The organism is Mucilaginibacter calamicampi, assembly GCF_042676765.1.
GTDB classification, from domain to species: domain Bacteria; phylum Bacteroidota; class Bacteroidia; order Sphingobacteriales; family Sphingobacteriaceae; genus Mucilaginibacter; species Mucilaginibacter calamicampi.
This window is the reverse complement of sequence record NZ_JBHTHU010000001.1, coordinates 615561-634275: the sequence shown is the minus strand read 5'-3', so window position 1 is coordinate 634275 and position 18715 is coordinate 615561. Positions and strand designations below refer to the sequence as shown.

The 18715-nt window shown below is 42.2% G+C and carries 15 protein-coding genes; 10 read left to right on the top strand and 5 right to left on the bottom strand.

Going from position 1 to position 18715, the window contains the following annotated elements:
• Nucleotides 1-289: 289 nt before the first annotated feature.
• A complete protein-coding gene (locus ACFQZS_RS02795; protein WP_377097087.1) occupies nt 290-1882 on the bottom strand; it encodes a serine hydrolase domain-containing protein in 1593 nt (530 codons plus the stop codon).
• A gap of 196 nt (nt 1883-2078) precedes the next feature.
• On the opposite strand from ACFQZS_RS02795, the gene ACFQZS_RS02790 reads away from it, so the two are divergent.
• Nucleotides 2079-2681, top strand: coding sequence for a class I SAM-dependent methyltransferase (locus ACFQZS_RS02790; RefSeq protein ID WP_377097085.1), 603 nt, complete (start codon nt 2079-2081; stop codon nt 2679-2681).
• Here ACFQZS_RS02790 and ACFQZS_RS02785 read toward each other — a convergent pair.
• On the bottom strand, nt 2678-3694 hold the full coding sequence (locus ACFQZS_RS02785) for an LLM class flavin-dependent oxidoreductase (protein ID WP_377097083.1): 1017 nt from the start codon (nt 3692-3694) through the stop codon (nt 2678-2680). The genes ACFQZS_RS02790 and ACFQZS_RS02785 overlap by 4 nt on opposite strands.
• A 216-nt stretch (nt 3695-3910) precedes the next feature.
• On the opposite strand from ACFQZS_RS02785, the gene ACFQZS_RS02780 reads away from it, so the two are divergent.
• From ACFQZS_RS02780 to ACFQZS_RS02765, 4 genes are all read left to right on the top strand, one after another.
• Entirely contained in the window at nt 3911-5728 is a 1818-nt protein-coding gene (locus tag ACFQZS_RS02780; protein WP_377097081.1) for an AAA domain-containing protein, read from the top strand.
• A 48-nt stretch (nt 5729-5776) separates the two neighbouring features.
• Nucleotides 5777-6097 (top strand): RNA recognition motif domain-containing protein, encoded by a 321-nt coding sequence (locus ACFQZS_RS02775; RefSeq protein WP_377097079.1) that lies wholly within the window; start codon nt 5777-5779, stop codon nt 6095-6097.
• 85 nt (nt 6098-6182) lie between these two features.
• Entirely contained in the window at nt 6183-6599 is a 417-nt protein-coding gene (locus ACFQZS_RS02770) for a hypothetical protein (protein ID WP_377097078.1), read from the top strand.
• 144 nt (nt 6600-6743) lie between these two features.
• Nucleotides 6744-7160, top strand: a complete 417-nt coding sequence (locus ACFQZS_RS02765) for a hypothetical protein (RefSeq protein ID WP_377097076.1) — start codon at nt 6744-6746, stop codon at nt 7158-7160.
• Nucleotides 7161-7522: 362 nt separating this feature from the next.
• Here ACFQZS_RS02765 and ACFQZS_RS02760 read toward each other — a convergent pair whose 3' ends face one another.
• The gene (locus tag ACFQZS_RS02760; RefSeq protein WP_377097074.1) at nt 7523-9910 is read right to left on the bottom strand and encodes a TonB-dependent receptor; all 2388 of its coding nucleotides are present in this window, start codon (nt 9908-9910) and stop codon (nt 7523-7525) included.
• A gap of 157 nt (nt 9911-10067) precedes the next feature.
• On the opposite strand from ACFQZS_RS02760, the gene ACFQZS_RS02755 reads away from it, so the two are divergent.
• Both ACFQZS_RS02755 and ACFQZS_RS02750 read left to right on the top strand, forming a co-directional pair.
• Nucleotides 10068-10721, top strand: a complete 654-nt coding sequence (locus ACFQZS_RS02755; RefSeq protein ID WP_377097072.1) for a metal-dependent transcriptional regulator — start codon at nt 10068-10070, stop codon at nt 10719-10721.
• Nucleotides 10722-10852: 131 nt separating this feature from the next.
• A complete protein-coding gene (locus ACFQZS_RS02750; RefSeq protein ID WP_377097070.1) occupies nt 10853-12388 on the top strand; it encodes a carbohydrate-binding domain-containing protein in 1536 nt (511 codons plus the stop codon).
• A gap of 246 nt (nt 12389-12634) precedes the next feature.
• On the opposite strand, the gene ACFQZS_RS02745 is transcribed toward ACFQZS_RS02750, so the two are convergent.
• A complete protein-coding gene (locus ACFQZS_RS02745; RefSeq protein ID WP_377097068.1) occupies nt 12635-14995 on the bottom strand; it encodes an endonuclease MutS2 in 2361 nt (786 codons plus the stop codon).
• Nucleotides 14996-15002: 7 nt separating this feature from the next.
• Complete coding sequence (locus ACFQZS_RS02740) at nt 15003-15488, bottom strand: DUF4296 domain-containing protein (protein WP_377097066.1); 486 nt, start codon at nt 15486-15488, stop codon at nt 15003-15005.
• A gap of 40 nt (nt 15489-15528) precedes the next feature.
• Here ACFQZS_RS02740 and ACFQZS_RS02735 point away from each other — a divergent pair, with 40 nt between their 5' ends.
• From ACFQZS_RS02735 to ACFQZS_RS02725, 3 genes are all read left to right on the top strand, one after another.
• Nucleotides 15529-16218 (top strand): YggS family pyridoxal phosphate-dependent enzyme, encoded by a 690-nt coding sequence (locus tag ACFQZS_RS02735; protein WP_377097064.1) that lies wholly within the window; start codon nt 15529-15531, stop codon nt 16216-16218.
• A gap of 105 nt (nt 16219-16323) precedes the next feature.
• On the top strand, nt 16324-16791 hold the full coding sequence (locus ACFQZS_RS02730) for a GNAT family N-acetyltransferase (protein ID WP_377097062.1): 468 nt from the start codon (nt 16324-16326) through the stop codon (nt 16789-16791).
• 58 nt (nt 16792-16849) lie between these two features.
• The gene (locus ACFQZS_RS02725; RefSeq protein ID WP_377097060.1) at nt 16850-18106 is read left to right on the top strand and encodes an aspartate kinase; all 1257 of its coding nucleotides are present in this window, start codon (nt 16850-16852) and stop codon (nt 18104-18106) included.
• The last annotated feature ends 609 nt before the right edge of the window (nt 18107-18715 follow it).

The following is an 18715-nucleotide window of genomic DNA, read 5'->3' as shown; positions in this document are numbered from 1 at the left end:
CTACACCAATTTTTGATAATGTTAAATACGGGTTAGGTAAACCGAATCTTGTTGCCTGGATTTACATATTGGTTAAAATCGTTATAAGTATGATATTGTGCTTTGGGGGTTAGACGCGTTTATACTGACAGGAGTATTATAAACGCATTTAACCCTAGTCATTTTTAAATTAAATTTTTAGTTGTTTGAGCTATTTCCGGATAAAATGCCCTATATAAACATAAAAACAAAAAGGGTAAAACAGACTAACGTATCTGTTTTACCCTTTTTAAATTAAGTTCAATTCTTATCAGGCTATTTTACCGGTTAGTTCCGGGCGTGGGTCTTTTTGTTTTCTTGCTTCAACTACGCTGTTAAGCAGGGCCAGCTTTACATTGCTGCCATCAAAAGTAACGGTGAGCGAATCGCTGTTCACGGTTTCAACCGGGCGGTCAGCCAGATAAAGGGTATTGGCATCTTTCCAGGTAGCCATACCTGCCACCTCGGTGCTTACATCAGGTAAACCAGGTACCGGGAAAGGCAGTTGCTTGTACATTACCTTGCCATTTTTAGCTAACTCCCATTTGCCGAAACCATAATTTAATTTACGGTCTCCATTGTCATAATGCACGGTAAGTTCGCAGTTATTGTTAGCGATGTTGAATGTTACCGCCTTTGCGCCTAATGTATTGCTCTCTAAAACTATTTTCTTGCCAGATACTGTCCCGGCTAAAGGAGAGGAATTTTGGCCTGCCTTAAAATCTACTTTTAACGCGTCCTGTTTATCCTTTAAGGTTGCTAACGCCGCGCTGTTGGCTGGTAGTTTACCTTTTGTAAGTCCCGGTAAAAGTATGTCCCAAACAAAATCAAGCGTTTGCTGGGTTTTAAAGCTTTCTTCGGTTATGGCAACAACTAAATTTTCATCAGGCAATATAATACCAAACTGGCCGTAAAGCCCGTCAGAGCGGAAACCGTTATGTTTGGTGCGCCAAAACTGGTAACCATAACCCTGTTGCCAGTCATCCTTTTCCTTAGGCGACGAACCACCAAACGGATTAGTTTTAAAATCCCAGTAGCTTTTGCTTGATGCTTCAACCCACGAAGCCGGTATCAGTTGCTTACCGTTCCATTTGCCTTTGTTCAAATAAAGCTGACTAAAACTTGCTATATCCTCAGTACGCACCCTCAGGCCTACCCCGCCGGAATTGATACCCTGCGGACTAACCTCCCAATCGGCTCCTTCAATTTTTAAAGGCTCAAGTATGCGCGGCCGTAAAAATTCCAACGCGGTTTTACCGGTAGTTTTTGTTACAATGGCAGATAACATGTAGGTAGCCGAAGTATTATACACATAATTGGTACCGGGCTCAAACTCAACAGGCGTATCCAAAAACGTTTTGGCCCAGTTAGCGCCGGCTAAGTTGGGTGCGGTTTTATGACCTGTGTTCATGGTTAGCAAATGCTTAACCTTCATGGCAGCTAAATTGGGGCTTATCTGCGCAGGTAAAAGCTCAGGGAAGAACTTGGTAACGTTATCTTCAACTGTAAAATGCCCTTCGTTAATGGCCAGACCTACAGCGCATGAAGTAAAGCTTTTACTTAACGAGTATAAGCTATGCTTGTATTGCGGAGCGTAAGGGGCCCACCATCCTTCGCCAATTACAAAGCCGTTACGCATTACCATAATGCTATGAAAATCAATTTCGCTGGCGTCCATAGCGTCAAACAACTTGCTTAACGCTTCTGATGATACACCCTGTGCTTCGGGCGTGCTGCGGGGCAGATTGTTAACCCCTTTTGCCGAGGCCGGAAACGCCGATAATAACGACGGCACAACAACCAATCCGGCTGTACCTAAGCCAATTTGCTTAATAAATTTTCTTCTTGTGTTCACTTCTGTCATAATGCAAACAATTAATTATTAATATGCTATTGCCTTTGCAGGCGTTTAAAAACCAGAAAAAAGGATTGTGGTTATAATTGGAAAACCTATCAAATATATATAATAAGCAAGCACAATAAGTGCTATGTATTTAATTAGCCATGTATTATGCGGGTACCCGCCTTATGCAAACGGCTATTTTTATTAAGTTTGAAGTATGCACTCTTTAGACGATTCGGGCGCGGTATTCAACTACCATCGCAACATGGCCGCATTGCATGGCAGTGAAAGCAGCCTGGCGCTGGGTTGGCTAAATTACAATGATCAGCAAATACGTTTTGAAGCATTAACGGGTATAGCCGACTTAAAGGGCAAAACCATTTTAGATGCCGGCTGCGGCTACGCCGATCTCCTGGTATTTCTGACAACGGATAACCAACCTGCACATTATTATGGTGTTGAGCAAATACCCGAACTAATGGAAGAAGCTAAAAATAGATATGGGCACCTGCCGAGCGTTACATTCATAGCCCGCAATTTCATGAATGCCGATCTGCCTGTAGTCGATTATGTTTTCGCCAGCGGCTCACTCAATTATGGCAGCAACGATTCGGGGTATATTTTTAAAGCGATAAGCAGATTATTTGAAAGCTGCAAAGCGGGGCTGGCATTCAATCTTTTGAAATATGTACCCGGCAGCGGGTTACTGGTATCGTATGAGCCGGAGATAATAATAGTTTATTGCCGAACATTAAGCAATACCGTTATACTTAAAGACGATTACGACGACCAGGATTACACCGTTTGGATGTACCGCTAAGCATTTACTAGCGGTATTACCTTCTCGCCTATCAATTCAATAGATCTCATCAATTGCTTGTGCGTTAACCCCGCGTTATCCATTTGAAAAGTAAAACGGTCAACCCCGCCTAATGCCTCGCTGTGGCGCAATAACTTTTCGGCAACGCGCTCTGGCCCGCCAACAACCAGCACACCAGTTGGCGCTATCAACGAATCAAAATGCGGCCTTGTTACAGGTGGCCAGCCACGCTCCTTACCCAGTTTTGTCCAAAGCTCTGCATAACCCGGATAATACTCCTCAACCGCCTGCTCATTATTGTCAGACACATAGCCCGGTGAATGCAATCCTACTTTTAATTGTTCAGGCGTAAAACCGGCGCGTTGTCCCGCCTCGCGGTAAAGGTCAACCAATGGTTTAAACCGATGGGTATCGCCACCAATAATTGCCACCATTAACGGCAGCCCCAACGTACCGGCACGCGCAAATGACGCGGGTGTGCCACCAACGCCTAACCATATGGGTAGGTTGGACTGCAATGCCCTGGGGTAAACAGGCAGATTATCTAATGGCGCCCTGAACCTGCCTTGCCAGGTGATAAACTCATTATCTCTTATTTGCAAAAGCAGATCCAGTTTTTCTTTAAAAAGCGCGTCGTAATCATTTAAATTAAAACCGAATAATGGGTATGCTTCTATAGATGATCCTCGTCCCACCACTATCTCTGCCCGGCCTTTTGAGATCAGATCAAGCGTGGCGAAGCTTTGATAAATGCGCACGGGATCGGCAGCGCTAAGCACGGTTACCGCGCTGGTTAAACGTATATTTTTTGTTTGTGCGGCGGCAGCAGCCAGTATAACAGCGGTGGCAGAATCAAGGAATTGTTTTTTATGATGCTCGCCAATTCCGAATACCGCCAGACCTGCCTCGTCGGCCAGTTTAATGCGCTCCAACAGTTGCGCCATGGCATCAACGCTGCTTAAATGGTTGGAGCCATACATGGCCGATGCAAAACTATCTATCCCTATTTCCATAATAAATAAATGTTACAACATCAAAATTACTGAATAACAGAGGTATTTTAAAATTTAAAGTTTTAGTATAAGTAAATATTACAATAATTTGATTATAAATATTTTAAAGAAATATTAGATAAAATATTGAAAAATTTTCAATCTATTTTATGGCTCGCATAAATTTCTGTATTGAATACAGAATTCATTTTTTACCTATACTTGCGCCCTTGTTTTATGAGTTACTTTAAAGCGCTTTTAGATTTACTGGCCATTGAGCGTTCTGCTGATGAGACGGCTTTTGCGAGCCTTACAGCAGGCACCGGCGCGGCACAGCGCCGGGCATTAGGGCTGTGCTGGTACCCTATTGCCATACGCAATACCGAACCAACACGTGGCGATTATCTGAGCATAGAAGTTGAGCGCACTACCCATAAAGACCTACCCCATCAACTGCGTTTCGGCAGCTCTGTCGCTTTGTTTTCTAATCATGATAATGCCGACCGGCTGAATGGAAACGTTACCTATGTTGGCGCTGATCGTATGCGGATCACGCTGCTAACGGAAGAACTACCCGATTGGGCAAGCGATGGCAAATTGGGCGTTGACCTGCTGTTTGATAACCACAGTTACAACGAAATGCAGGCCGCCCTTAAACAGGCTGAAAAAACAGACAGCCATTTAATTAAAGTGCTTACAAGAAGTGAAAATGCTGCGATAGCCCGGATACCCTACACAAATGCTGCCTTAAACACATCCCAGCAAAACGCTATTGCCAACATTATAGGATCTCGGGATCTGGCCATTGTACACGGTCCGCCTGGAACAGGCAAAACCACTACCCTTGTAGCCGCTATTACGGTATTGGTTGAGCGGGGGGAGCCGCAAATACTGGTTGTTGCGCCCAGCAATACCGCGGTTGATCTACTAAGCGAAAAACTGGATGAAAATGGTTTAAATGTACTGCGTATAGGCAATCCGGTAAGGGTAACAGAGCGTTTGCAGCGCCTTACTTTGGAAAGCCGCATGGCAGAGCACAGCCAGATAAAGGATGTAAAAAAGCTAAAAAAGAACGCGTCGGAGTTTAAAAACATGGCGCATAAGTACAAGCGTAACTTCGGCAAAGCAGAGCGTGAGCAACGTAAAGCCTTATTTGATGAGGCCCATCGTATTACGCGCGACGCGACCAAAATAGAGGAGTTTATAAGCGATGATGTGATAAGCAAAGCGCAGGTTATTACAGCTACCCTGGTTGGAGCCAACCATTACACCATAAAAAACTTAAAATTTAACACCGTTGTAATTGACGAGGCCGGGCAAGCGTTGGAACCCGCCGCCTGGATCCCTATTTTAAAGGCGCAGCGCCTTGTTATGGCCGGCGATCACCTGCAACTCCCTCCTACTGTAAAGTCGCAGCAAAAGGGCCTGAGCACTACCCTGTTAGAAAAATGCGCGACACTCCAACCACACGCTGTTACCTTGCTGGAAGAACAATACCGCATGAACAGCCGGATAATGGGTTTTTCATCGGTAAAGTTTTATGAGAATAGGTTGGTTGCACACCCAGGTGTGGCTAACCGTGTTTTAAATTACAACGATAAGCCATTTACTTTTATAGATACCGCGGGCGCAGGTTATGAAGAGCAAAGCGAAGGAACCAGCACAATTAACCCGGAGGAAGCTGCGTTTATAGTCAGGCATATTGTAGCAATGGATTACCCTGCGGCCCTGAGCATAGCTGTTATTGCCCCCTATAAAGAGCAGGTTAATTTATTAAAAGAGTTGTTAGCCGGAAATGCGGCAGAGGTAAATACAGTTGATGGCTTTCAGGGCCAGGAGCGCGATGTGATATATATATCGCTTACGCGGAGCAATAGCAGCAACGTTATAGGCTTTCTGAACGACTACCGCCGCATGAACGTTGCCATGACCCGCGCCAGGCTTAAGCTTGTAATGGTGGGCGATAGCGCTACGCTTGCGCAAACTCCTTTTTATGCTGAGCTTATTGCCTATGCAGAAAACCTGGGCGGCTATGAAAGTGTGTGGGAATATTAATAAAACAAAATGTATATCTTTAGGTTATAAAGTTTTCAAACAATAGTAATGGTTAAATTATTTATAGGCGGCTTTCCGCTTGATATGACGGAGATGGAAATTGTGCAGCGGGTTGCCCTTTATGCTGATGTACAGACAATAAAAATTGTACGCGACAAAAAAACAAAAATTTGCAAAGGCTATGCTTTTTTAGAAGTTACTGACCGTGCCGGAGCAGAACAGGCTATGGAAGCACTAAACGGAACCCAAATTGCCGGACGTGATTTACTATTGAATATTGTAGAAGAAGACCAACAAAAGAAAGCCCCAAGCCGACCAAAATATCCACCCAAAACATTTAATAAGCGGCCGAGGTTGCAGCGTAATTAATTACCCCGACCTTAGCTACTGTTAATCCCGCCCGGCAAGCCTCCAGGCTTGCCGAATAACGAAATGGTGTTAAATAGAGTCGATTATGAAAAGCTTATTTATTCCCCTGTTGTTACTGTTGCCTCTACAAAGCGATAATAGCGTAATAAAAATTGAGGGTTTGGCGGCAAAATATGATAAAAATCAAAATATCGAATTTGCCATAGTTAATCATGACCACAACAACAAATACGGTTATTTTATCGGCATGGAGTATTGTGACGACGATGGCTGGCGAGGGTTAGTCACTGACATCACCCGACCACTGTCAAAATCTTCGCTCATCAACGACATTAAGCCCCAACAAAAAAAAACGATAAGCCTGCCTTTAAGAAAAATCTTAGATGTAAGACAATTTGGATTTAGACTATATAGATTAAAGGTTGTGTATCTTGATTCATCATACAAGGTTTACAAAAATTACTTTTCAAAGAGTTTTCAGTTGGTAAAAAAAACCAAATAATATCCCCCTCCGCTGGCGCGAGAATGTCGGGTAGGGTAAAAGCGCAAACGCTTCTCGTGCCTTTTAACAACTATGGAATTGTGCTCCGCAGGGTCGCTTACAGGAGACGCTGCAGGGACGGAAAAATATTAAATAGAGACGATTATGAAAAGCTTATTTATCCTTCTGTTGTTACTGTTGTCTTTACAAAGCGATAATAACATAATAGAAATTGAGGGTTTGGCGGCAAAGTATGATAAAAATCAAAATATCAAATTTGCCATTGTAAATCACGACCGCAACAATAAGTACGGTTGTTATATTGGCATAGAGTGTTGTGACGACGATGGCTGGAGTGGTATAGCTATTGACATCACCCGACCGCTGGAAAAAACTGCGCTCATCAACGACATTAAGCCCCAACAAAAAAAAATAATAAGCCTGCCTTTGAGAAAAATCTTAGCTCCGTGGCAATTTGGACATAAACGATATAGATTGAAGGTTGTGTATCTTGATTCATCATATAAGGTTTACAAAAACTATTTTTCAAAGAGTTTTGAGTTTGTAAAAAGAACTAAATAGTATCCTCGCCTGGCTAATCCCCCTGGCGCAAAGTTTCCCGGCCGGGCAAGCGGGAAATGACAACTTGTGCCTAAACCACATTAAAACCAATCCTGGCCGTGCCTCATTATCTTTATTTTACAGCAATAGGTTGTTGCAAGCCATACCAAAAAAGCGCACAATTTTTTTATTTTTTAATATGCTAATAATGAATTACATAGCAATTATTTACAGCTAACCTCTCTGACTTATACGTCTGTTGCAAATCGTTGCATGTTTAAACATTTAATATTTATAAAAATCTTATAATCAATAAGGTACAAAAAACACTGTTGCAAGTGTTGCAAACTGTTGCCTGTTTTTCTGCAACACCCCACGTTCTTCTAAAACGGTACCGTAAGCCTGAAACTAACATTCCTCCCCATATTATAAATGCCATACCGGCCATTTGGTGATGTTTGGTAATACTCAAAATACTTTAACCGGTTAAGGTGCGATTGATAGGCTTTATCAAAAATATTATCGGCCATTACAGACAGCTCAAACACTGTTTTATCAGCTTTATTTTTCACGGTGATGCCGGTACCTAAGCTAAATAAGCTGTAGCCTGGCGTAGCCGTTTCAGTATCATCAGTAGCGTAAAAGCGGTTTTGAGTGGCGTACATATCTGCAGCGGCTTTTATGTAGAAGTTGTTGATCATCGCCTTTATTTCAGAACGCGCGTGTAGTGGCGGGATAAGCGGCAGATATTCTGCAGGGGTGCCATTCGCGCCATTCTTCACTCCCCTTATATAAGCAACGCTGTTATTAAAGTTAAGCCATTTTTGCTGCTGCGGATGCAGGTTAACCGTTAACTCTGCACCACACAGCCTTGCGGCGGCCTGTTGGTACTGGTAGGTGGTATTACCGGGCACAATAATAACCGGGTTGCCTGCCGCGTCTGTTAACTTAGATTGAAATATATAATTGGTAATGTTGTTATTAAACACTTCGGCAGATATATCAACATTTTTCAAATAAGCCGCGAAACCAAGGTCCTGCTGTAAGCTAAATTCCGGCGCGAAGGTGCGGTTGCCCAGGTAAACTATATGCGCGCCGGGGTCCAGACCGTTTGAGCCTATCTCGGTAATATTAGGCGCACGGTAACCCCTTGCTATGTTAGCTTTTAACAAAACGCGTTCTGTTATATTATAGGTAAGCCCTGCACTCCCGGAGATGCCGTGATATACTTTAGAGAAAGCCGGAAATTGAAGAGGTGCTCCTGCCGCGATATCTGCTGCTGTGCCCTTCCTCTCAAAGCCCGTGGCAGCGTTCGTCCCAACGTAAAAATCGTTCCAGTTAATATTCCGGTTATCGTAGCGCAAGCCACCTAAAACATTAAAATCACCTATTTTTTTCTTAACCAGCACGTAAGTTCCGGCATCAAAAAGGTTATAATCCGGTATCGGGAAGGCTGTACCGTTTTTGCTCCTGTTGCCCTGAAACATCCCATTTAACCCGATAGTGGCCTCCCAGCCCTGCAATTCAGGAAGGTTATATTTGATATCATAATTGAGCGTATTTAACACAACATACAGGCCCGGCTGCTCAGGAGCTGTGGGATGGTTATACTCTCTGCGCACGCTTTGCTGAACGGCAAAAAGCGCGTCTATATTTCCCTGCCCCACATTTAATACACCGTGTGTGTAAACGCGGTAGTGTTGTATATGCTGATACAAAGGTGAAAGTTTATACGATCGCAATTCAGCATCGCTAACAATAGGCCGGTTGGTGATATCGTCAGTACCCGCTTCATCAACCTGTTTTGTAAAGCGGCGGCTAAACTGATCGCGGCTGCCATCGGGTATCTCCTGTTGGTTGTTATATAAGTTTGCAGCTATTTTAAACGCTCCCCACTGTTTATCTACCTTAGCCATTGCAGATAAATTAAGCTCGTTAAAACCTGTATTGTAAACAAAGCCATCCACACTATTGCGGTAATCATGAGCGCGTTTCACTGAGCTTCTCGCGCTATACTTCCAATCGCCATTTTTATAATTGAGGCCCAATGATGCCCCTAAACTGCCGTTGTTAGTGTGCGCCTCTGTGCTTATATCGCCGTGTAATTTGTTATCGTCTTTGTAAACCACATCAGGTATCATGTTAATTACCCCTGCCAAAGCATCAGAACCGTAGGTTAAGCTGGCTGGGCCCTTAATTACCTCTACCCTGCTTATGCCGAACTGGTCTATCTCAATACCGTGCTCATCCCCCCATTGCTGCCCCTCCTGCCTAACGCCGTCATACAAAGTTAAAACGCGGTTATACCCCAATCCCCTTATAAAAGGTTTAGAAATATTTGGTCCGGTAGTTACCGCGCTAACACCGGGGATGCTGCGGGTGATGGCATCAACTATATTAGTGTTAGCCTGACTGTTGATGGCCCTACTATTCATTACTGCTATAGGCACAGGATTATTGCGTATTTGCGTGGCTCGTGTTACACCGGTTATTACTACCTCGTTCAGGTTGGTTTCAACAGGTGTTAGGGCAATAGTTAACTCAGATGAAGATTCGGCCATAACTTTTACCCATTGCTTTTGTGATGCGTAACCTATTGCCGAAACCTGCAGTTCATGTTGGCCCGGGGATATATTATTTAACCGGAAATATCCATTCTCATCTGTTTTTATACCGATTGAAGTACCTGTTATCTTTACAGATGCAGCTGCAAGTGGTTGATCTTTAACAACAACCTTACCGCTTATGCTACCCGTTTGGGCCTTTACCATAGCCGAACATATAGTTAACAATACAAAACAAACCCTGAACAAAGTATTAAACATTTCTAAATTAAATTATATTGCAAAACAAATAAATAAAATTAGGTATACCTAATTTTATTTAACTAAAATTATTTTACATAGTTTTGGGTAAACCAAAAAAAAGATGAACACACTATCAGAAGAGAATTATCTTAAGGCCATTCTCAGACTGTCGCAAAAATCTGATGAGAAAATAACAGCTACTGCTATCGCCGAAGCATTGGGTAACAATGCAGCATCGGTAATTGATATGATAAAAAAGCTGACGGATAAAAACCTGATAGAATATGATAAGAAAAAGGGCGCGCGCCTAACCCAACAGGGCTTAAAAGATTCTATACTGATAATGCGCAAGCATCGTTTGTGGGAGGTTTTTCTGTTGGAGAAACTGGGCTATCACTGGGACGAGATACACGACATAGCCGAAGAGCTGGAACACATAAGCGATGCTACACTGGCTGACAGGCTGGATAAGTTTTTAGGCTTCCCCGAGTACGACCCGCATGGCGATCCTATACCTACCGCTAGCGGCAAGCTCCCTAAAACTTACACCGTTACGTTATCAGATGCCAAAACGGGTGCTAACTGCAGGGTTGCGGCCGTACGGGATACGAGTACCGCTTTTTTGCAATACCTGGTTAAGCTGGGCATCGGAATTAACTCTCAAATAAAGGTGATTGAAAAGATAAGTTACGACGGATCTTTGGTGATAAAGATCAATGAGGGTGATAACGTTACCGTTTCCCAAAAATTCAGCGAAAATATATTGATAAGCTGATTAGTGAGCGTTTTTTGGCTTTTAAGGGCCAATGTTAATTCCGTATGTTTTTATTATTAATGTTACGTTAATTTATCAATCGGTTTAGCACCAAGGGTTTATAATTGCTTATTTTTGTTCAAACTATTATTATGAACAAAATTTCTACAAACCTTACGCTTGCATTAATAACACTTTTGTTTACCGCGCTTGTCAGCTGCAAAAAAGGGAGCTCCGGCGGCGAAACGCCAACACCACCCGTATCAACAACCGCTGTTATTGACAGTACCGGAATTACCAAAGGGACAGCGGAAGGCTCAACAGCTGTTGGGGCGGAACCTGGTGATCTGGTGGAGAATGCAACCTTTACAAGCAACGTAGCAATTACCATGAACGGAACTACCGCTACTGTTACCAATCCGCTTGTTACAGGCGTATCTATACTGCAAAGTGGCGCAGACCTGGTTATACGTTCTACCGTGGACAATGTTGAATATACAGTTACAGGTACAACCACCAACGGCTCGCTTAGAATTTACAGCGATTTTAAGTTTAAGCTTACCCTAAACAACGCGAGCATTACCAATGATGACGGACCTGCTATAAACATCCAATCAGAAAAAACGGCATTTATTGTATTGGCCGCCGGCACTACAAATACACTTATTGACGGAACAACGTATAAGAAAATAGGCTCGGAAGATGCCAAAGGCACCGTATTTTCTGAAGGGCAAATAGTATTTAGCGGTACGGGTAGTGTACAAATTACCGGCAACAACAAGCATGGTATTGTAAGCGATGACCACATCCGCATCCGTAGCGGCAACGTAACGGTAGTAAACGCCAAAGGCGATGGTATACATGCCAACGATTATTTTGTTGTGGATGGCGGAGTTGTAAAAATAACCGCTAAAGATGACGGACTTCAGGTAGAACAAGGCTTTGCAATTTTCAACAACGGGAATACCACTATTAATGCTGATGATAAAGGAATTACATTGGATTATTCGGGTACTGATCCGTTAGTTGTCCCTTATTTGAATATTAACGGCGGTGCATTAACCGTTACTTCAGTTGGCGAAGCGCTAGAAAGTTTGGCGGCCGTAACTATAAATAAGGGCGATGTTAAGCTTGTATCACAAGACGACGGTATAAATGCCGGCACAGCGGTTTACATAAACGGGGGCAGTATTTATGCATCAAGTCTTGGTAATGACGCTGTTGATTCAAACGGAACATTTACCATGACCGGTGGCAAACTGGTAGCCATTGGCTCTATTGCTCCCGAAGCCGGAATTGATTGTGATGCACATGTACTGAAAATAACAGGTGGTATTTTAGTAGCAACAGGTGGCGCTACCAGCGCGCCAAGCACTACTTCAACTGTTCGCGCTTTGGTTATGAGCGGGGCAAACGCCAACCAAATAGTACATATCGAGTCGGCAGATGGCGTTGAAGCCTTAACTTTTCAGGCTCCTAAAAATTACACCACCTTATTATTTGCATCTGCTAAGCTAAAAGCCGGAACTGTTTATAACGTTTACACAGAAGGAAGCGTGTCGGGATCAACAGTAAACTTTAATGGCCTGTTTATGAGTGGCACTTATAATAAAGGAAATAAAACGTCAACTACTTTTACAACAACAACAGTTGTTACACAAAGCGGAGGTTCTATAAGCGCTGGCTAATCAAACGTCATAATAAAAAGCGACGCCTGGTAACGCAATTATCAGGCTTTGTTTTTTTATTAAAAAATGATCCATAACAGATCAACAACTATCAGGATAGCTACCGCCCAGTTCAGAATTTTAACGCCTGCAGGTACTTCAGAATAATGATCTTTGTCAGAAAATTGCATATTACACTGTTTCTTTCACAGGTTATACGGAGCAATAATTTGCTTGGTTGTATTTTATTTAAAAAAAAGCTTTTTTCTATTTCAAGTAGACGTAAGTTATTCCATCCCCGCCCCTGTCGGCATGTTCATCTTCCAGCCGGTCAACCTGATCATATTTCTTTAGGTATTGCCTTATCATTTTGCGTAATATGCCATCGCCTTTGCCGTGCAATATTTTTAAACTGCCGTAACCCATCATCAGGGCGCGATCAAACAGGCGCTCTATGGCTGCTATTGCATCTTCGGTGCGCATACCCCGTACGTCAATCTCCGGGTTAAAACTCGCCAGATCACTTGTCTGGGCACTAAAACTCCGGCGAATCTCTTTTGGCACTGCTGATTTGGAGATTTTTTGCACCCTTTTCCTTTTCGCTACCGTACGAAGATCGCCTATGGCTATAATAATGTTGTCTCTGGCAATTTCCATTACCTGCCCCGTTGTTTCCGAGTCGGTTAACTTTACCCAGTCGCCAACGTTTAATTCATCAGTAGCCGGTGCAACTTTTGGTGCAGGCGCTTTTATAATGTTCTTTTCCAGCTCGCGGCTCAGGTTATCACGCAGTGTGCGGGTTTTCTCCTTATCTGCGTTGTTGCTTTTAATTTCGGCAATGGTATTTTCAACTAATTTATTGGCGTTTAGAATGATGTTTTTTGCCTCGTCTTTTGCCTTTCGTATCAGTTCCTTTTTATTCTCTTCCAGATAGCTTTTCAGCTTTTCGTTCTCTGTCAATAAAAGGTTTACATGCTTTTGCTGGCGGTCAAGTTTAATACGGGTATCCAATATTTCCTTCTTCTCGCGTTCCAGGCCAACCAGTAGGGTATCCACATTTTTTTGTCCGGCGCTTATTTTGGTTTTAGCCAGATCAAGCACCTGGCGCGGCAAACCAATCTTTTGAGCAATCTCAAAAGCGTATGAACTGCCCGGCTTACCCACTTCTAAAATGTATAGCGGCTGCATTTCCACATTGTTAAACAACATAGAAGCGTTCTCAATCCCCTCGGTATTGCCGGCGAATATTTTTAGGTTTGAGTAGTGCGTAGTAACCATTCCGCGCACCTTTTTACTATTAAGCGACTCTAATACAGCTTCGGCTATCGGTCCGCCAAACTGCGGATCGGTTCCTGTACCAAATTCGTCTATCAATATTAACGATCTGCCGTTGGCCTGCTCAACAAAGGTTTTCATTTTTGACAGGTGCGCGCTGTAAGTACTCAGATCGCTTTCGATCGATTGGTCATCACCAATATCAACAAAAAACTGTTTGAATACGCCTACTTCGCTCGCTTCATCCGCCGGAATTAACAGGCCAGACTGCACCATGATCTGCAGTAAGCCTACCGTTTTCATACAAACAGATTTACCACCCGCGTTAGGTCCTGACACTACAACAATGCGTGTACCGTCGTCAATCTTCAGATTAAGCGGAACAACTGTTCTCCCTTCCTTTTTAAAGTTTAAAAACAGTAAAGGGTGGCGCGCATTAGTTAACTTAAGTGTAGCGTCATTCACCACCTGTGGCATGTCTGCTTCAATATCTATAGCAAAAAGTGCTTTGGCTCTAACAAAATCCAATTTGGTAAGCAAACTATGGTAGGATAGCAAGAGCGGTACATACGGCCTTAACTCGCTGGTTAAGGCGGTAAGTATTTTCACAATTTCGCGGCGGCGCTCAAATTCAAGGTCGCGGATAAGGTTATTCAGCGTAAAAACCTCTTCGGGCTCCATATAAACGGTTTGCCCTGATGCCGATTCATCGTGAATAAACCCTTTTAATTTGCGCTTGTTTTCAGCCAATAAGGGAATACAAAGCCGCCCGTCTCTGATGGTTAAGGAACCATCGGCTGTCCATCCGTTTGATGAAGCGCTTTTAAATATCTGGTCAATTTTTCTGCGGGCGTCCTGTTCTGCCTTGGCTATTCCTGATGTGATATCAGCCAGATCTCGCGAAGCATTGGGCTTTATTTTCCCTTTTGGATCAATAACCAGCTCTATCTTTTTCAGGATAGCCTTTTCAATAGGCAAATGCTCAAACAGCGCTTCCAGGTTAGGATACTGCCCTTCCCTTTCATTAAAATATGCTATTACCGCAAACACCGTTGATAACGAGGACTGTACCTGAAAGAACTCTTCCTCGGTTAAAAAAGCGCCTTCCAGTTTTGCTTTATTAGCTAATGATTTTATATCAAAAAAATGGTGAATTGGCAGGGCGGCATCGTTTAGCAAAATGCTTTTGAACTCACCTGCCTGACTTAGAAACTTCTTTATCAGGTCAAAATTGTTCATCACCTGGATCTTGTCAACCATTTGCTGACCCATAACACTCAGGCAATGCGCTTTTATCAACTCCTTTACCTCGGTAAAACCCAGCTTATCAATACTATTATTCGGGTAAAGCATCAATTTATTAATGAATTCGACTATCTATTTTTAGTTTAATGGGTTGGGCAGCTTTTTTTGCTGAATCGCGGCTTATCGAGTCAGCCCTCCTTTTATTCTCCGCGTTATTTTTTTCCTGCAATTGCTTAAGTTCATTCTGCATTTTTTTGGCCTGAATTTTATCCAGAGAATCACTTGTAATTTGCAATAAAACGGCTACGCTATCATAAAGCTCCGTCATTTCCTCCGGTCTTTCCGCATAATATTTTACGCTTCTGTTAAATAAAGCCGGGTCTACACCATATTTTTTAAATAACAGGCCGTAGCGGTTAGTTCCATATTTATAAAGGCTATCCTTTGCACCGTGTTGCGATATAGTACCATCAATTATGTGAACCTCTGATAATATACGCACCATTCTGTCTTTTTCAATAACATCACCAGATGTTTTACCATCCTTGCAGGAAACGAGTAAAAACAAAGCCAAAAAAAACAAGATAAGATGTTTGCGCATTACTTAATTTAGCGGTTTTAAAAGAACAAAATTACGATAAATGAGCATTGCCGATAACATTAATAATTTAAAAAGCCAAATAGCCGGCCAAAACGTTGCTTTAGTAGCTGTATCAAAAACTAAAACTACTGCCGAGGTTATGGAAGCCTACCAGGCAGGACAACGCGTTTTTGGCGAGAATATGGTGCAGGAACTGGTAGAGAAGCAAGAACAATTGCCCAATGATATAGAATGGCATTTAATTGGCCATTTACAAAGCAATAAGGTAAAGTATATCGCACCGTTTATATCCATGATACAATCTGTTGATAGTCTAAAATTATTGCAGGAGATAAATAAACAGGCATTAAAAAGCAACCGTGTAATTGATTGCCTGCTACAGGTATACATAGCAGACGAGGAAACTAAATTCGGCCTTGGTTTTGATGAAGCGATTGAATTGTTACGTGCCGATGAATTTGCCGAACTAAAAAACATCCGCATACGTGGGGTTATGGGCATAGCCACTAATACAGATAAAGAGAAACAACTTAAAGACGAGTTTTACGAGCTTAAGACGTTTTTTGAAGGGCTGAAGCAGAGTTTTTTCCGAAAAGATAATAGCTTTAGCATCATATCCATGGGCATGTCATCTGATTATGAAATAGCAATTGAACAGGGAAGCAATATGATACGTGTTGGCAGCACAATTTTTGGAGGCCGCGTAATAAAACACTGGAAAAACAATTGATCTTGATTTCGGATTTCGGATGTTCGATTTCGAATTTATTTAGAAAGCGGGTCACCTCCATTAATGACTGATAACCAATGACTAATGCCAAATGACTAATAACCAATGACAATAAACCTGAGATATGCTGTAAAAGAAGATTGCACACGCCTGCTGGAACTGGTGAATGAGCTTGCCGTTTTTGAAAAATTTCCCGAGGAAGTAACCGTTACTTTGCAGGAATTTGAAGATGCCGGTTTTGGCGAAAAACCTGTATGGCGGGCCTTCGTTGCAGAAGTGGATGGCCTGATAGTTGGGTTTGCCTTGTATTACATCCGTTTTTCTACATGGAAAGGCCTTCGTTTGTATCTGGAGGATCTTTTAGTTACAGAAACCATGCGCGGCAAGGGCATAGGTAAAATGTTACTTGAGCGGATATTGGATGAGACCAAAAAACAAGGATATAGCGGTGCGGTTTGGCAGGTGCTTGACTGGAACGAACCCGCCATTAACTTTTATAAGAAGTATGGGGCTAATATTGAAGCAGGCTGGTTGAACGTTTCTGTGTCCAGAGAAAAACTGCTAAATAATTAAGTTAAAAAAACAGATCACTTTTACGCCCTAACACGGCAATAATTCAATACTTTAAATAATGCTCGTTTTTAAATTCGGCGGCGCATCTGTTAAGGATGCAAAAGGTATTACTAATCTGGCAAACGTGGTTGACCAGTATAAAGACAATCAACTGCTGATTGTGGTTTCGGCAATGGGTAAAACCACCAACGCTTTAGAAGCGCTGACCAAAGCTTATGTTGATGGGTCTGAGCATGTGCATAGCCTGTTTGAAGACATAAAACAATATCATTATATCATAATGGCCGAGCTGTTTGAAGCTACGCATCCTGTTTTTGATGAAGTGGCCAACACCTTTGTTGAGATAGACTGGATGATTGAAGAAGAACCGCATGATGATTACGACTTCATTTATGATCAGATCGTATCTATCGGCGAATTAGTATCAACACGCATAGCGGCTGCCTACTTAAATAAAAGTGGATTAAAAACGCAGTGGTTAGATGTTCGTGGCTACATCCATACAGACAATACCTATCGCGAGGGAACGGTATTATGGGATAAGACCAGGGAGAGCATAAGTAAAAATGTACCGGCTTTGCTTCAAAAAGGTTTTGTAATTACCCAGGGCTTTTTAGGCGGGACATCTGAGAATTTTACAACTACATTAGGGCGCGAGGGATCAGACTATACCGCGTCAATATTTGCTTCATGTTTAGGTGCAGAATCTGTTACCACCTGGAAAGATGTACCGGGCGTGTTAAATGCTGATCCTAAATATTTTGAAGACACTGTTAAGTTTGATGTGCTTAGCTATAACGAAGCCATAGAAATGACGTATTACGGCGCTACAGTCATTCACCCAAAAACCATTAAGCCGCTGCAAAATGCTAATATACCGCTACTGGTTAAGCCTTTTGGCGATCCGACAGCGCAGGGTACTGTTATTGGCGGCAATGTTAACCCGGTTTTTGAGAAGCCTGTAATCATTTTAAAGCAGAACCAGGTATTGCTATCGCTATCTCCCAAAGATTATTCCTTTATAACCGAGAATCATTTAAGTGACATTTTTGGCAGATTTGCCGCCAATAACGTCAAAGTAAATACTATGCAAACCTCTGCGCTGAGTTTTAGCATTTGTATTGACCATAAAGAGGAAAGCTTTGGTAAGTTAATAGCCGTTTTTGACGATGCCTACAAAGTACGATACAATACCGGCTTGACCTTAATAACCGTAAGGCACTACGGAGAAACAACGCTTAAATATTTAAGCCGTGGTAAAACAGTTTTATTGGAGCAGGTGAGTAGGAATACGGCGCAGGTGGTGTTGAAGTAGTTCGATGGTTAATTATGAAAGACGTGTCAACAAAATTTCCATATTGTCACAGTTGACAATAAAGTGCCGATATTTGGCATGCCTTCTATGGCTTACAAATACAGCATTTGCACAAAATCAAAATGCTAAAATAGATTCTACTTGTTTCCTTATTAATAAACTAGGTTGGGAATCGGTTTCTGTCGACGGAAATTTCGTGGCAAAGGTATACCTAATCAATGAGGGTAAGATCTTGTTCAATATCCATGATAAAAACAAACTTAGTAAGTTACTGTGTAACATAGAAGATTCAACAAAGGCCATCGCTATTCATATGCTTTTGACACAAATACTTGAGCCGGATAAAGGCGATTTTAACTACAAATATTTTTATGTGAAAGAACCAACAAATAACAAAATTTATATTGAAAATTCACCACTGATATCTAAAGTTGTATATACTTTTAATGGTTTTTCCTGGACATTGATTTACACGAACGGTAAACCGTCGTTTATTGTTTCTTTGGAAGATATAAGGAAAGTAGAAAGGCATTGGAAAAAAAAGATTAAGATAAAGAAGTGTTGTAGATCTCCCAGCTAACCTGGTTTTGCGCGCTTCGTTGTTTGAAG

Excerpts from the sequence above, each read along its gene's own strand:
- ACFQZS_RS02740 (WP_377097066.1), bottom strand. The coding sequence starts at position 15,488 with ATGCGCAAACATCTTATCTTGTTTTTTTTGGCTTTGTTTTTACTCGTT.
- ACFQZS_RS02725 (WP_377097060.1), top strand. The coding sequence starts at position 16,850 with ATGCTCGTTTTTAAATTCGGCGGCGCATCTGTTAAGGATGCAAAAGGT.
- ACFQZS_RS02790 (WP_377097085.1), top strand. The coding sequence starts at position 2,079 with ATGCACTCTTTAGACGATTCGGGCGCGGTATTCAACTACCATCGCAAC.
- ACFQZS_RS02760 (WP_377097074.1), bottom strand. The coding sequence starts at position 9,910 with ATGGTAAAGGCCCAAACGGGTAGCATAAGCGGTAAGGTTGTTGTTAAA.
- ACFQZS_RS02755 (WP_377097072.1), top strand. The coding sequence starts at position 10,068 with ATGAACACACTATCAGAAGAGAATTATCTTAAGGCCATTCTCAGACTG.
- ACFQZS_RS02795 (WP_377097087.1), bottom strand. The coding sequence starts at position 1,882 with ATGACAGAAGTGAACACAAGAAGAAAATTTATTAAGCAAATTGGCTTA.
- ACFQZS_RS02770 (WP_377097078.1), top strand. The coding sequence starts at position 6,183 with ATGAAAAGCTTATTTATTCCCCTGTTGTTACTGTTGCCTCTACAAAGC.
- ACFQZS_RS02765 (WP_377097076.1), top strand. The coding sequence starts at position 6,744 with ATGAAAAGCTTATTTATCCTTCTGTTGTTACTGTTGTCTTTACAAAGC.
- ACFQZS_RS02735 (WP_377097064.1), top strand. The coding sequence starts at position 15,529 with ATGAGCATTGCCGATAACATTAATAATTTAAAAAGCCAAATAGCCGGC.
- ACFQZS_RS02775 (WP_377097079.1), top strand. The coding sequence starts at position 5,777 with ATGGTTAAATTATTTATAGGCGGCTTTCCGCTTGATATGACGGAGATG.
- ACFQZS_RS02750 (WP_377097070.1), top strand. The coding sequence starts at position 10,853 with ATGAACAAAATTTCTACAAACCTTACGCTTGCATTAATAACACTTTTG.
- ACFQZS_RS02785 (WP_377097083.1), bottom strand. The coding sequence starts at position 3,694 with ATGGAAATAGGGATAGATAGTTTTGCATCGGCCATGTATGGCTCCAAC.
- ACFQZS_RS02730 (WP_377097062.1), top strand. The coding sequence starts at position 16,324 with ATGACAATAAACCTGAGATATGCTGTAAAAGAAGATTGCACACGCCTG.
- ACFQZS_RS02780 (WP_377097081.1), top strand. The coding sequence starts at position 3,911 with ATGAGTTACTTTAAAGCGCTTTTAGATTTACTGGCCATTGAGCGTTCT.
- ACFQZS_RS02745 (WP_377097068.1), bottom strand. The coding sequence starts at position 14,995 with ATGCTTTACCCGAATAATAGTATTGATAAGCTGGGTTTTACCGAGGTA.